Source organism: Actinoallomurus bryophytorum (assembly GCF_006716425.1).
GTDB classification, from domain to species: Bacteria; Actinomycetota; Actinomycetes; order Streptosporangiales; family Streptosporangiaceae; genus Actinoallomurus; species Actinoallomurus bryophytorum.
In genome coordinates, this window is sequence record NZ_VFOZ01000001.1 from 2,020,756 (window position 1) to 2,036,433 (window position 15,678).

1 protein-coding gene is annotated in these 15,678 nt (G+C 69.6%); it reads right to left on the minus strand.

Features of this window, described 5'->3' with window-relative positions; all coding sequences use genetic code 11:
• Positions 1–13 precede the first annotated feature (13 nt).
• The gene (locus FB559_RS09535) at positions 14–15,676 is read right to left on the minus strand and encodes a toxin glutamine deamidase domain-containing protein (protein WP_141955273.1); all 15,663 of its coding nucleotides are present in this window, start codon (positions 15,674–15,676) and stop codon (positions 14–16) included.
• Positions 15,677–15,678: the final 2 nt, after the last annotated feature.

The window sequence follows — 15,678 nt, forward strand, 5'->3', positions numbered from 1 at the left end:
CACCGCGGCCCGCCTATGACGACGATGACTGCCCCCCGCCCAGGCTCGGGAACAGCTGCAGAATCAGGGGATTCCGCTGCAGGTAAGTGGGGTTGGCCGCGGCGTATCTGCGGAGGTGGTCCTCCAGCAGCCTGCGCAACTGCTGCATGATCTCAGGATGCTGGGTCAGGAGCACCGGGAACTGGATCGCGAGCTCGACGATCAGCTCCTCAACGTTCAGGGCGGCCCGGCGCATGTCGGTGATGCGTCTCTCCGCCCGTAGGTGCGCGGCGACGGTGCCGTAACCATTTCCCCGGTCCGCGTCGCGGAAGGCCACACGCTCGGCCCTGGCGCGCTCGCGGAACACGTGGGGCAGGTTCGCCTGCAGAGTCGTCACGGACACCAGCACCTGGTTGAGCAGGGTGGTCGCGTCGTTGAGCCGTTGCCGCTGCTCGCCGGCGCGAGTCGCGAGGATCTGCCCTGCGTCGGCGGGCGTCGGCGCAGGCGCCGGCGTCAGCGTGCTCGTGTTGAACGTGGCCGCGGCCGGGCCGGTCGGCCGCGCGCCGCGGTAGTGGCCGGGCGTGCGGATGAAGCTGATCCTGTCCGGGCCGGCGGGTCCCAGGTCCCGGTCGAATCGCGCCTGGATCAGTGTTAGCGGCAGGCCGAGCTCCCGCGCGGCCACCTCCACGATGGCATCGCCCACCTCGTTGTTCCAGCTGTCCATCTGCCGGACCCGTTGCACATGGGCCGCCTGCTGCTTCGCGACCGGTGTGCGGTCGTCCAGGTGGAAGAAGTCCGCGTATCGCGACGGCAGACCGGCCGCTCCCACGCGGAAGTCGGCTTCGAGCCGGTTCGCCAGCCAGCCCCGCAGCAGACGGATGTTCTCGCGTATGCCGACCTGGTCCTGGCGTGCCGGCTGCAGCCCGGTGACGTGAACGGCCAGGTACGGCCCGGCGATGGCGATCAAGGTGTGGTAGAAGCAATTGTTGTCGGGCGGGACCTCGACCGCGGTCAAGTTGCGGCTGGCCAGCGTGCTTTCCAGCACCCCGTCGACCTCGAACATCCACTCCTGCTCCAGGGCAAGTTTTGCGAGCTCCTCGACCGTGCTCTCCTTGAGCGCCGGTGGGACGTACTTCTTGGCGGGTGCCTTGCCGCTCGGGGCGGGCTTGGCGGGTGCCTTTTTGGTGGTTCCCTTGGGAGTCGTGGTTCCGGACGACCTCTTCGAGGTGTCGGCCGGCTTCTGCCCCGAGGAACCACTGCGGTCCCTGCCGATCGTGAACTTGGGCTTGAGCGCCGCGAGCCGCGGCTCGGACGCCGAACGAGCGCGCCCGGTCTGCCGCGCGGCGGCCGTCGGCCGTGCGATGACGAACGTACCGGCCATACCCCCGGTCATCCTGCTCGTCGAGGTGTGGACCGTACCGTCGATGAGGCGCTGCATGTGGCCGTCCGCCAGCACCACCGCCGCGATGCCCTGGCGGTCCGCGCGGACGAAGTAGATCCAAGTGTCGCCCGGCAGTTCCGCGGGAAGCGCCCGCACCACCTCCACCGTGCGGCCGGAGACCCTCGCCAGGAACGACCGGATCGCCTCGGTGCCGTCCTGCGCCCGCGCGACCGCGTCGAGGAACACCTGGGCCTGCTCCAGCTCGTCATGGTCGTGCACGACGTCCGCGGCCGTCACACCACGCGACTCACGGCTGCCGAGCAGCCACGAGATCGGCGCGTACTCCGACAGGCCGCCGAGGTGGTGCCACTCTCCGGCCGTACCGGGCGCCGCGACGCGGTAGTCGCCCTGGTTGTTGATGTACAGCTGCGGGTCGACCGGCCGCGGGAAGTCGATCGTGGTCTGCGGCGACGCCGCCACCGCCGGCAGCGGGACGTCCTCCGCCACCGTCGGCAGCAGGGTGCTCTTCGCCGTCGCCGCGAAGTTCGGCTGATGCACGCCGCCGTCCAGATCGCCCGGCCCGCCGGTGTGAGCGCCCACGGGCGGCGGTGCGATCACGTACTGGTACAGCCCCAAGGCGAACCTGGCCCGTACCGCCGCGTCGACCTGTGGCGCGATCTCCTCCCCGTCGGCCGTGTAGAGCAGGAAGCCGCCGGCGGTGGCCACCATCGCCCCCGTTCCTGAGGGCCCGTCGTACCAGACCCACGTGCCTTCCCGAAGTCCGGTGGGAAGCTGGCCCGTCCTCTGCGTGGTCCGGCCGAGCCGGACGAACGCGAGCGCGGCCCGATCGGCGATGTCGGCGGTGTCGCGCAGGAACACCACGGCGCCGGGCAGATCGGTACGCACGACGTCCTCGGCCGTCATCGGCCTCCCGTGATCCTCGTGCGTGAGCCAGAGGAGCGGAGCGTAGGCCGACACGGCGTTCACCTGTCGCCAGTCCAGGTTCCCGAGCCCGGCCGGACCGATGCCGTGATGCCCATCGGTGTGCACGTACAGGTGCGGGTCGACGGGCAGCTGGCCTGTCTCCGCCGCGGTCAGGTCGATGATGCGGGAGGCCTCCGGGCTACGCGGTCTGCTGCCCGGCTGCGAACGAACGGTCGAACCGGCCCTCAGCGCGCGCGCCGCCATCGCGAACTCGGCCATCGTGGCGGCGGACCGGGACCGCACCGGGGTCGACGACGGGGATTCCCCGATCCCCCGATGGGACGTGGCGAGGGCCAGCAAGGACGCGTGCTCGGCCGCGAATCTGGTCGCGCCGTCCCTCCGCCGCGGGTGCTCCGGGTCGATCACCCCACCGTCCGGCCGCAGATCCAACGACTCGACCGTACCGCCCTGCTGACGGTCGAACGGTGTCCGCACCGATAGCGACAGCCCGGACGGCAACTCGAACCACCGGACCCGCCCGTTGTGGTTGACCGCGGCGAAGCGGTGGACGGTACCGGCCTGATTCGTCCTGACCACCGTCGAGGCCGCCCCCTCACCTGCCTCTCGCAGCATGTTCTCGATCATGGTGAACGCATTGTCGGCGGTGTCGGCCTCCCACTCCCCGTACGCCGCCTCCAGCCGCCGCTGCTGCGCGAGCGCTTCCAGCTCACCCGTATCCGACTCGACTCGCCGCACGTAGCCCTCGGTCCACACCTTCCGAGAGCGGTCCAGACTCGCGGTCATCGCGGCACGCATCCGGCCCAAGACCTCCGTCGCGCTCTTCAACTGCCTGTTCGCCCTGGCGAGATCCCGCGCGAAACCTGTGAACGCCGCGCGCACGTCCCGCAGGCGCTGCTGCTCCGGCAGCCTGGCCCTCTCTGCCTCGGCGATCTGGGCCGAGACCTCGGCCAGGGCGTCCGCCTGCGAAGGATCGGCGGTCAGCTCTTCCCTCCTCGCCTTCAGCTCGCCGAGCCGGGTGTCGAGACGCCCGACCTCGTCGCGTCGCTCGTCGACCGATGGGCTCAGCGCACTCGCTTGCCTCTCAAGTCGTGTGACCTCCGCGGCCCAGTCCGGAAGGACCTCGGTGATCCGGTCGAACAGACCGGGCAGGGAAGGGTGGATCACCTCCAGCCGCTCACGGCGCCTGGTGATCTCGGCGCTGATCTCTTGTTCGAAGGTCTGCTGCCGGTTCCAGGAGCGGTTGTACGCGTCGCCCAGGGCCGCGTCGTCCAGGGCATGGCTCTCGGCGTTGCGGCGCAGATTCTCCGACATCAAGCCGGCCTTCATGGCGTCCTTCGGGCTGAGCGTCACGAGGAACGTCGCCGGGTCGAAGACGTGGATCCGCCCGCTCGGATCGGCCCAGCGGTTCTGCCACGTGCCGTCCGGCCGGCGGACGCGCGTCATGACATGCGCGCCCAGCTCGTGCGCGATGTCACGGGCGAGGAACACCGGGTCGAGCGACAACACCGATGCCTCCAGCGGGAGCCGCGCCGGATCGCCGTGCCGGTTGTCCGGACGGCGCTCGTGCAGATCGTTGACGGCATTGATCATTGTGGTGATCGCATCGTCGACATCGGCCTCGTCAAGACCGGCGGGGAGCTCGTCCGGCTGCAAGGCGGCAGCACCGCGGTAGCCCGCCAGGGGAACCGGATCCGGCTCGCCCGGGTTCGTCTTCCGGATCTCCGCCAGGTCGGCCGTCATCGTCGCGACCGCCCATTGCGCGATCGCGTGGAAGCGCCGCCTCTCGGTCCGTTCGGATTCGAGTACCAGCGGACGGTTGGCGCCGTGTTCCTCCCGGATCCGCCCCATGACGTAGTCGTGGGCATGGAAGGCGTCGATGCCCTCGGCCGCCGCGTCCGCCAGCAGCGAGGTCAGGTCGATGCCCTCCATGGCGTCCAGACCGTTCCACTGGGCCGGGTCCACCCGGTTCTGCAGCTCGGCCTGGGCCTCCCGCCTATGTTGTGCCATCTCGGCGCGCAGTTCCTCGTACTGCGCCTCGAACATCTCCACGTACACGTCGCCGGTCACCGGATCGCTGCGCACGGGCGCGCCGTCGGTGGTCACCGAGCGGCGGTGGAGGTGGTGGCCGGTCTTCTGCGCCTCGAGCCAGAACTGGCCGCGCATGCGCAACAGGAGTGTGGCCCCCTGCTCCTTCGCGTGCTGTTCCCGCCGGTAGTTCTCGGTTCCGGCGCTGCTCTGGTTCATCGACGTCGTACGGGTACCGTCGTCGGCGAAGTTCCAGGTGTTCTGCTGCGTCTCCGGTTTGTGGTCCATGATGTTGCCGTTGCCCGAGACCTCGTAACCTGGCGTGAGGCGGTTCAGGTCGGTGGAGTTGCTCACGGTCGTGCCGCTCTGGTGCTTGATGTAGCGGCCGGTGCCGGTGCCGCTCTTCATCCGGCCGACGACCTGCATGTCGTACAGGTGTCCGTCCAGCCACATCGTGGCGCGGCTGGTGGAGTCGCCGGGGATGAACAAGTTGTCGGCCAGCTTGTACCGGCCGCCGCCGACGGCCTCACGCACGTGGTTCGTCAGGTGTGAACGCGACAGCAGCACCGGCAGCGACAGGCTGGAGCGGGTGTTCTCGTCGTTGGCCCGCGCACCGAGCATCCTTTCGTACCAGCGTGGCCCGAACAGCTCGTCCAGCAGCGAACGTCCGGTCGGCAGCAGGTCGATGTTGAGCCCGGTGACGTAGGCGTTGTGCGGCAGCTTCGGAGCCGGCCGCAGGTCGCGCAGCGGCGCGGGACCGCGGATCTGGCCGGCCTCGGCGAGGGCGCGCGGCACCTGGAGGTTCAGTGTGCCGTCGAATTCCTCCGACTGGCTCAAGCCCGCGAGTGTCCACCGCTGGAAACCACTCATGAGCAGGTTGTTCAGCGGACGCCCGGGCATCTTCAGCCGACGCGCGGTGACCGTCAGCCGATGCGTGAGCCGCACGCGGTAGTGCCCGCTCCAGTCATAGACCGTCTGCTCGGTGACGGCGTTCTCGGCGTGGGTGGTGCCCCGGTGGTGTCCCTCGCCGGCCTTGAGGCTGGTGTTGCCGCCCTCATTCGGGCCGCCCGGGGCGAACTTGCCGACGATGGCCTGCGCGCCGTCCCGCGACTTGGACCGTGATGTGCCCTCATAACCGTGCCCGTAGTTCTCCAGGCCGGTGTTCGGCTTGAAGTCGTACACCTCCGGCTGTGAGGTGAGCACGTCGGAAAGGTTGATCTCCACGACGTCGGACAGCAGCCACCCGACCGGGTGGACCAGGTAGATCGAGTAGCCGCCCTTGGCGAGCACGTCCTCCCACATGGCCTGGTCACGACCCCTGGCGAAGATCGACTGCAGCGCGTCGACGGTGCCCTGCATCTTGCCGATCCGGCGGCCGTCCCCGGTCCACACGTCCGCGCCGCGGGCGAGCATGCCGGGCGCGACGGCCTCCACCTTCGCTCGGACGAGGTCGTAGGTCGACCGGCCGTTGTCATAGAGAAGGTCCTGCACACCGGAGTGTCCGAGGAACCGGCCGTTGGGGTCCTCACGGGTCAGGTACTCCGGCATCTCCATGTGCTGGTACGGAACCGGCGCCTCGCCCGCCGACTGCCAGAACGCGAAGTTGAACTGTTCCCGTAGGCTCAGGGACCTGATCGGCAGGCCGCCGGCGTCGTTCAGCCTGGTCAGCCGCTGGGCGAGGCCGTCACGGTCGACGTGCTGTAGTGACTCCGGCAGCGTGGGAACGTCTCTCACCCAGCGCAAGAGGATCGCCGCCACCGCGTCACCGCCCAGCGGCAGCTCTCCCGTCGACCACGCGCGCATCGCCTCGGCCAGACCCTCGTTCGACATCTCGCCTGGCGTGGCGTTGTCCAAGTAGTCCGAGAGCGCCTTGGGCAGTGGCGGGGTGTCGTACGGGTCGCCCGGCGCCGCCAGCCGTTGCGCGGTCGGATTGATGCGCACGTACGCCGTGTGGAAATCGTCCCTGGCCTTGGCGCTGCGCACCACGCCGACGCCGCCGATCTGGTGCTGTTCCACCAGGGCGGCTGCCAGGGCGGCCCGATCGTCGGTCACGCCGGCGGGCAGGGTGTGCGCGTCGTTCAGCCAGCGCGCCATGATCTTGGCGACGACATCGCCGCTCAGCTTGAGCTCGCCGGCCTTCCAGCGTGCCATGGCGTCCGCGAGCTGGGCGTTGGAGACCGGCAGGGTCCCGTCGGCGTAGCGGGACAGGGCCTCCGGCTCCGGCAGGAGGTACACCATGACGCGGCCCGGCATCGCGTTGTCATGGTGGCGGGGAGTGCCGCTCGGCCACAGCTTGGCGTGCTTCTCCTGACGGCCCCTCACCTGCATGTTCACCGTCGTCTGGTAGGAGTAGACGCGGTTGAAGTCGAGCTGGATCAGCTCCTTGCCGCCGGAGCGCCCGCTGCTCGTGGAGCGGTTGTGCTGCCAATGCCGGTTGACGTCGACCTCGCCGGTCAGCGTCGCCGCACCGGCGGGACCGCCCACGGCGATGTCGAGCTGGTCCCAGGTCCAGCCGGTCGAGTTGCTGTCGGTCAGTTTGCCCTCGGTCAGCCAGAGCTTGATGACGCCCAGCACGAACTTGTCCGAGGTCGCGCCGGTGAACCGCGACGTGCCCATGTCTCCGCTGATGTCGATGGCGCCGAACTTGTCGCGGAACAGCCCCGGGTCGAACGGCCGGTCGGTGGTGTACTCGCCGGCCAGGATCTCCTTCATGTGCGAACGCATCTCGATGGTGCTCGCGAAGGTGCTCACGTCCAGGTCGGCCGTTCCCGCCGGACCGGTGATGTCCCGCAGCGCACGGCCGGCCTCCTGACGCGCGCCGGTCGTGTCCAGGAAGTAGACGACGCCCTGGTCGAGCACCTCGCGCGGCGTCGGCCCGGCCGACTCCGGACCTTCCGTGGTTCCCAACGGCAGCAGGAACGCCTTGGCGACCTGCCCCTTGACCTCGATCGGTTCCGCGTTGCGGACTCCGCGCCGGAGCCTGCCGGAGTGCTGGTACTCGATGGTGACGGTGTAGTCGCTGGTCAGCGCGTACTCGTCCACCAGGCCCGGGTACTCCAGCAGCTCGGGACGGTTGTTGAGCATGTTGACCGAGTCCGTCGCGCCGACGATCCGCTGCCACTCCATACCCATCGTGGCGCCCTTCAGGTCGAAGAAGAGCCCCTTCAACTTCACCCCCCAGGCGATCTTGCGACTGTGGGCGACCGACATCCCGGCGGAGTCCATCCCCATGGCCAGGTTGACGGTGTGGTACTCGTCCGTGGTCCGGACGAACTTCGGGCGCTGCCCTCTGCTACGCCTCGCCTTGATCGTGACCCGCGCGGAGTCGACATCGACGTCCACTCCGAGGCCGCCCGTGCGCTTGCGGAGCGTGAAAGTCATCCCGTCCTGGTGGATCTGGTCGTAGTGGGAGTCCAGGCCCCGGCTGGAGACCATCTTGTCCACGAGTTCCAGGTTGTCGATCAGGCTGTCGGTCTTGTTGCCGTGGCCGGTCCGGGAGTAGCCGGCGAACGGGTCGTTCTCGTCGGCGGGCAGGAAGCCCGCGTCGATCAGCTCACCCTTGAGCGCCTTCTCCAGCTGGTCGACCGTTTTGTCGTCGACCATGACCAGGCCCATGCCGACGCCCCGGCCCCTTCTGACCCAGCTCGGCGGCGTCCTTGTCACCTCGTCGTCGCCGTCGCGGCGCCCGGTGCCCCGGATCGCGTCCTGCTTCCACTCGTTCTTGTGACCGGGCTTCGGCTCTTTCAGCGCCCCGCGGTCGACCGAGAATCCGTGGTCGTACGCCGCCGCCTCCGGCATCCGTAGCAGCGCCGTGCCCCGGACCGGGTCGGTGGTCGTCCTCGCGCGGTCAGGGCGGTTGCCGCGGACGCTGACCGTCGCGACGTGGTCGAACCTGGTGGAGTACGCGGTGGTGTGGCTGGTGTTGCGGGGGACGAGCACGTTGAGGCCGACCCGGCCGGTCGAGACCCCCTCCGCGTTCGTGGACGTGTAGGTCAACCCGGTGCTGACGCCCAGCCCGAGCCCCTTGATGCCGGTCGGGTTCGGTATCAGGTCGAACTCCACGCTGGGGAACGTCAGGGAGCTGGTGTTGGTCACGGTGTGGCCGCCGCTGGACCCGTCGATGGCCGTACGTACGTTCTCGATATGCGCCTTGTCGCTGGTCGTTCCGACTCGCCGGGATACCTCCGCCACCCGCTCGGACTTCACCTTCACCCGTGCGATCGGACGGCCGTACTTGTTGTGCAGCGTGATCCGGTAGCCCTTCGGCAGGTTCACCGCATCGTCCAGGTGCGCGTTGAGGTTCCACAGTTTGTGGAGCAGTTCCTGGCGGGGCAGGCTGTTGAGCGGCAGGTCGAGCCCCTGCTCGGCGAGCACCTCGACGATCTGGTCGAACAGCTTCGGGATGTTCGTGAGCCCCGAGGCGACATAGAAGGCCGGCAACCGCTTCGACTGGACCCCTTTGCCCGCCGCGACGACCTGGTCCGACGGGGGCAGTTGCAGGTAGTGCTGGGGGATCCACAGCAGCAGCTTCTCGGGGCTTTTGCCTCCGGGGTCATCCTCGGGTTCGATCCGGTGGATGGCCTGCTTCTCCCACTTGGCGTTCGGGGTGGTACGGATCTTGAACGACCAGTGCGGTGTATAGGACACGAGGTTCGCGTCGATCCGGTTGTCCTCGACGTGACCGCCCTCGGCATCGGCGATGTGGCTGGTCGACCGGTTCGACTGGTTGGTGGTGCCCGAAATGGACGCGGAGAACTTCACGACCTGCAGGATGCCCGGCGTCACGCCGACCCCGAACGACAGCGACAGCGCGCCACGCGTCGCACCGGTCTGGCCGGACTGGGTCTGCACGTGCGCGCCGGTCGCGTACGTCGCGTTGATCGTGTCGACGGCGTGATGCTCGTCGTCCACCGCTGGGAGCTCGGACGGGGCGAGGGTCGAGCCGCCCGGATTCCTCAGTTCGTGCGGTTCGTCGATGTTGAGCGTGAAGAGCAGCTCGGCACTGCCCATCGGCACCATGAGACCGTCCGTGCCGTTCTTCTTCCCCTCGCCCAGCAGGTAGGGGTAGTTGGCGAGCAGCCGGTGGGCGAGGAGGTTGATGTCGTTCTCGGCGTACCGCGCGCCGCTGGCGTCCAGCTGATCCCGGACCTCCCGGATGAGCTCGGCCATCATCGGCAGGCCGGCGCGTGGGACGCCGACCGCCGGGACCATCGGATCGACCACGATGGGCTTGAGCGCCGGCTGGCCCGGATCCTCCGAGTCGGGCGGCTTTGACGGCAGTTCCCGCTTCGGGCGCTTCTGATGCTCCGGGTCCAGGGAGGACGACGTCTCGGGCCCGGGGTCGTCGTCGTCCGGCTGTCCTCGTTTTTTCTTGCGGCCCTTGCTGCCGTTGTCCCCTTTCTTATCCTTCTTGCCGCTCTTTTTGTCCTTGTTGCCGTCCGAGCTCTGCTTGACCTTCTCTGGGGTGCTCAGCCCCTCGAAGATGGGCATGCCCTTCGAGTCGCCGGGCGTGTACACGCGGAACCAGGTGTCCCGTGCCTCGGCCTTCTCGTTCGCTTCACTCTCGACGCCGGCGGAGCGGTAGGACATCACCGTGCCGGCTTCCGGGTCGAACCGCACCTCGAAGGGAGTCGCCAGGACGGGTTCGTCCAGCGCGCGTGACAGTTGCTCGGCCACGGCGCCGCCACCGGACATCATCAGCAACGGCCGCGTGCCCGGCGCCCGGCCCGCGATGATCGCGGCCAGCGCCTCCACGGGGATCTCCCGGCCGCCGGCGACCACCTTGCCGTCCTTGACGGTGCCGAACACGAAGACCGTGCCGTCGGGAATGACCTCGCTGAGCTTCTCGAGCGTCTCAACGTCGAACGCCGGGCCCTCCTCGGGGGCGCCGGGCAGCCAGAGCGCGGCCGTACGACCGTCGACCATGCCCAGACGGGTCTGGTTGTACAGCTCTTCGATCGGCACGTGTTCCGAAGCCGTGAACGCCGTCTTGGCCGTCTGGTGCGGAGCGATCGACTCCGCCGGGTCGCCGGTGTGGTCCTGGTGACCCGGCTTCAGATCAGCCTCGTGGTCCTCGTCGTCCGACTCCTCGTCCGACCATTCCTCGTCTTCTGACTCCTCCTCCGCCGACTCCTCGTCGCGGACCACGTGGGCCGGGTCATCGGCCTTGGTCTCGCCCTTACTCTCCGCTTTGGTCTCGGTGTCGTCGCCGTCGGTGACGTCGTCGGCCCAGGCGACCTTCTTGCGCGGTTTGGCGGCGCGGCCGGCCGAGGCGGCCGCGTGCGCGGCAAGTTCCGTCGCGAGCGTCCGGCCCGCGTCGGGTCCGGAGCGGGCGATCTCGGCGGCGATCATCAGCCGGTCCCGTCGGCGTGCTCGCTCGTCGCCCGTGCCGAGCGGCTGGGTCTCCCGCAGGATCCTGTCCGCCTCGGCCAGGATCCCCTCGGCCGTCACGTCGGCCCGGAGGCCGAGAGTCACACGCGCCCGTCCAGGGTCGTTCCTGGCCGCGTTGCCGAACCCCTTCACCCACCGGGACGGAGATCCGGGCGCGGACCGCGGCACCCCGAGGAGGTCTGCCGCGAGATCCTCGGCGGCCTGGTGGCCCGTCCACGGGATCTCGGCCGCCGCCAGCAGCCACACCATGGTCAGCTGATGTGCCGCCCCGCGCTTGCCGAGCGCCAGCCGCCGGCCGGACAGCCTCTCGACGATCACCCTGGCCTCGTCGAGGACCTCCACGGTCTGCTTCTCGGACATCTTCCGGAGCAGGCTGAGCGTCGAACGCGCGAGGTCGACCCGTTCGTTGTCGACCGCGACACGAGGAACGCGCGCCGGCACGGGCGCGGGCTTGGCCAGGGCGTGGACGAGTTGACGGGCGAGGCGTTCGGCGGACTCGCGTCCGGACGTGGCGAGCTCGGCCGCGACGCGAAGCGCGACCCGGTCGACCGGCGCGGGGTTCGGGCCCATGTCGGCGGCGGCCGGCTGCCCGTTGAGATCAGTGACGAAAAAGTTGGCCTGGTCGATGACGGTCTCGCGTTGCTTGCGGTCCAGCGAGGCCAGCGTCGCGCGTGCCTCGGCGAGCTCGTCGTCCGCCTTGTCCTGCGCGGCCGTCTCGGACGCCGCGTACGGGGGCGGCGGGCTGGACGAGCGTGAGGAGGATTCACTTGGTGTCTCGTCCGGCCTGGTCGAGGCGGGCTGGGCCGTCGAAGGCTGGGCCGTGGACGACTCGGCGGCCGAGGACTTGCCCTCGCCGTTCGACGCCGCCGAGTACGGCGGGGGCGCCCCGCGATTGTCCGCGCCCTCGTTCTCGACGGCCTGGCCCGTGGTCGTCTTACTCGTGGTCGCCGACTCGTCGGTGTTCAGGTCGGCGGACGCGGTGCCCGTACCCGCCGAGCCCGTGTCCTTGGCAGGCGTGGCCTGTTCTTCGAGCAGCGTGACGGTGCCGGCACCGCGTTGCTGCTGGAAGCGGCCGCGGGGGCCGGCGGAGCTTCCCCTCCGGTCGCCGGCGGTCTCCTCCTCACGCAGGTCGGCGAACGTCACCTTCTTCGGCGGCGTGTACACCTGGCGTCGCTTCGGCCGGTTCTCGGGTCGCTTCGCGCGTTCGGCCGCCGCCTTTTCCCGCGTCTCGTTGTCCAGGCCCGGGATCGTGGCGCCTCGGCCGTCGCCCTCGCCGACCGCCTTGCCCTCTCCCGGGAACCGCTCCGGCCGGATCGGGTCCTCGCCCGTACGCTCGTGCTCCTCCTCGCCGGTCTGCTCCTGCTGCTGGGCCTTCGCCCGGCGGGCCTCCGCCGCCAGGCGTTCCTCTTCTGTCAGGCCGGGGATCCCGGTGCCCGTGCCGTCGCTGTCCGCGAGCGTCCGGCCGGTGCCGGAGAACGGTTCGGTCGTCGTCCCTGGCGGGTTCGCGCCCTGGGGCGAACGCTGCGGCCGCTCGGCCGCCGACTTCTCGCGTATCTCGTTGCTCAGACCGGGGATGCCGGTGCCCTTGCCGTCGCCCTTGCCGAGCGTGTGGCCCGTACCCGGGAAACGTTCCGGTTTCGTCTCGGGCGGCAGGTCGCTGATCGTGACCGCGTCGCGCGCTCCGCCGCGGCCGGCCTGCCGGCCCTTGGCGGCGGGCCCGCTCCCCTCCGCCGTCTTCTTCTGTGCCTCGGCCCGGCGAGCCTTCGCCTCCTTGCGCTCCTTTTCACTCAGGCCCGGAAGCCCGGTGCCCTCGCCCTTACCGAGCCGTCGGCCCTCGCCCCCGAACGGCTCCGGGCGGGCGGCGGGTTCCTGCCCGGTGTCGCCCCTCAGCACGTCGGCGATGGTCACCGGGTCGAGACGGCGCGGCGTCGTCGGACGCCACCCGCCCCGCGTGTCCTTGCCCGTGTCCTTCGCCTCGGCCTCGGCCCTGCGGGCCGCCGACTCCTTACGCACGGCGTTGTCCACACCGGGAATCGCGGCGCCCCGGCCGTCGGTCTGGCCCAGGCGTACGCCCCGCCCGGGGAAGGGACCACCCGTCCGGTCGCCGCCGTTGTCGCCGGTTTCGGCGCCGATGAACCGCCCGTGCTGCCACGGCGTCGGGTTGACCGCGATGGTGTGGCGCGGGAAGTCCTCGCTCGTGGGCAGGAACTGCAGGCTGCGGAAGCTCGCCGGCAGGTCCGCCTGGACGCCCTTCTGGCCGTCGAGGAAGACGATCCCGTTGCCGTCGTGAACGACGTTGAAGATGTGGTCGACGTCGGTCCCGTGCTTACCGACGAGGACCATTCCGCGCGAGCCCGGCCCGGCCTCGCGTACGGCCTCCACGATCGCCTGGTAGCCGGGGACGTCGACCGGGTCGCCCTTGCCCATGTTGGCGAGGTACTCATACGGCGACCGTGCGTCCGGGGGCACCTGGTAGAAGGGCAGCAGGCCGGGATCCTCGGTCGGGTCGAGGCGTGCCTCTTCGAGAGTGAGGTCGACGCCGATCGCGGCGAGGAGGCAGTTCGTCAGGAAGTCGCCACGCTTGACGGACAGCGGATTGATCTTCGGCAGCCAGGGGTAGTCGCGCTGGACCACATCACGGCCGAGCCTGGGCTGCGCCCAGCCGGGCGAGGTGATCGCCCCCGGGGTCATCCGCACGAGGCTCGGACGGCCGCCGTCCGGTGGGAAGCTCATCCACCGGACGCCCTGCCGCCGGCCGTGGCCGGCCTTCGCGCGGTCGACCCGCGCCACGACCTCGACACCGGTCCTCTGCGCGGCCTCCCTCGCCGCCTCGACCGGGACGGTGCCTTCGCCCTCCACGACGAGCCGCCGGGACAACGGCAGGTCCATCGCCGTCACGGACGCGAGCCGGGTGGCGTCCACGAGCGCCGCGTCCCGCGTCACCGAGGCCGGCAGTTCGGTGTGCGCACCCGGGGCGGAGCGGGGCGAGCTCGCGGGCGCGGGCGTCTCGTTCCGATTGCGGAAGGGGTTGTTGTCACGCGTCGTGCGCTCCGACGATGACGTGTCCCGAGGACGGCCGTTCTGCGACGAAGACGTGCCCTCCTGGCCTACCCGGGCCTCGTTGCTCCCGGCGGCCGCCTCGCGGGACGGGCTCGTGCCGGTGCTCTTCGGCGTGACGGCCGAGGACCGGCTCGCCTCGCGGGAGGGGTTCGCGCTGTCCCGCTCCGAACGGCTCGCGGCACTCTCGTCCTCGACGGACCGGCTCGAACTCGTGCCCTCCGGGGTCGCGGTCGAGGACCGGCTCGCCTCACGGAACGGGTTCTTGCTGCCCAGCTCCGAACGGCTCGCGGCGCTCTCATTCTCGACGGACCGGCTCGGCTCACGGAACGGGTTCTTGCTGCCCAGCTCCGGACGGCGTGCGGTGCCTTCGTCCCTCGTGCCGTTGGAAGAGGTGCCCTTGCGAGTGGTCTCGGCGCCGGCCGACGCGGTCTGTTCGTGGTTCGACGACGCGCTCGGCTGCGAACCGCCGTTCATGCTCGGAGTCCTGGTCGAGGAGGTCGAAGACGAGGACGACGAAGGTGTCCGGTCCTTCGGCGGTACGGGCGGTGGGGTCTCACGCCCGTTCGAGGTGGCGTTCGGCGAGCCATTGGAGGTGCTTCTCGACGAAACGGTGGAGGAGCTGCTGGATGAGTCGTTCGACAAGGTGCTCGAGGATCGGGTCAGCGAGGTCGGCGACACCGCGTACCGGTCGTCGAACGGGTCGTCGACGGAGTCGCGCGACTCGGGCGTCTCGCTGACCAGCGTCGATTCGTCGGAGTGTCGGCCCTCGGCACCGAGCAGCGATCTGTTCTCGCTGTCACCCTCACTCTCGCCAAGATGGGAGTACCCCTCGCGTACCGGCTTGGGCGTGGCCAGGATGTGGCCGATGCCGTGCCCGACCTGCCCGGCGATGCTGCCCGCCACACCGGAGGTGAACGAGAAGGGGTTGAACTGGAAGCCCTGCCCGTTCATCGCCATCACGGTGCCCTCCGTGATGGCCTCGTGGAGCCCCTCCTCGGTCATGTGGATGAGCGCCGGCAGGCCGATCTCGGCGATCCGTACACGCAGCGGCTTGTCGGCGGTCTTCAGCAGGTTGTCCGCGATGTCCTTGGTGACCTTGGTGATCGGCGTGTTCTCCAGGTTGCGGGCGGCGTCGTTCACCGCCCGCACCACGACGGGCTTCAGCACCGAGATGTCGATCTCGCGGCTCAGAACGCGCGACAGCGCGGTGGTCAGATGGTGAGAGACGAAGTGGCTGATCGCGGAGAACGGGATCGACAGCAGGCCGCCGACCGCGCCGACCTCGACCGCGCTGATCGTCGCGTGGACGTCCCATTCGGTGCGGGTGTGCTTGGCGAACTGGATCGCCTGGGTCAGCACGTCCAGGGCCAGCTGGAAGGCGATCCCGAACACCTCGGCCAGGACGAACTGCAGGATCAGCCGTCCCCACAAGGTCTTCAGCAGGAACCTGACAATGGCCATCCGCGCGGCCAGCCACGTCATGCTCGCCCCGTCGGTCCAGAACGCCATCGCGATCGCCCATGCGATCTGGGCGATCAGCAAGACCAGCTCCTCGATGGAGATGATCTTCGTGTACTCCACCTGCGTCGACGCGTCCAGCAGGAACTTCTTCAACTGCTGGAACTGCGCCGCCGCCTCCGGGATATAGCGCGGGTCGTCAGCCGCGTACGGCGCCATCATGTCCGCGAACTTGATCGCCGACTTTCCCGTGAAATCCGACCTGATCTTCTGAACGACATGAACCAGGTACGGGCCCAGCTCATTCTCCAGGCGATCACTCGCGGTACCCCAGGCGTCCCCGACCTCCCGCAGAACGTCCTCATTCGCAGTCGGCCATTTCTCCCCGGTCAGTACGAGGAACAGTCCCTGAACGCCCTCGGGCACCTCGATCGCCATGA